The following is a 206-nucleotide window of genomic DNA, read 5'->3' as shown; positions in this document are numbered from 1 at the left end:
AGTCGTTTCACGGTCCTGTTCGGGATGGGAAGGGGTGGGACCGACTTGCTATGGTCATCAGGCTTTGACTTGTCGCGTTACTGGCTGTGGCCAGCAACTGCAATCCGGAAGAAGTAAATTGGGTAACTCATCATCGAGTAAATGCGTATAACCGGCAAGGTTATAGGGACAAGCCGTACGGGCAATTAGTACTGGTTAGCTTAATG

Annotated in this window: 1 rRNA gene; it reads right to left on the bottom strand. The window is 50.0% G+C overall.

Features of this window, described 5'->3' with window-relative positions:
* Positions 1 to 62: ribosomal RNA gene (gene rrf, locus GJ700_RS36440) — 5S ribosomal RNA — on the bottom strand; the annotation flags it as partial.
* Positions 63 to 206 lie beyond the last annotated feature (144 nt).

The organism is Pseudoduganella rivuli, from assembly GCF_009674485.1.
GTDB classification, from domain to species: Bacteria; Pseudomonadota; Gammaproteobacteria; order Burkholderiales; family Burkholderiaceae_D; genus Rugamonas; species Rugamonas rivuli_B.
This window is presented reverse-complemented; position numbering and strand designations above follow the sequence as displayed.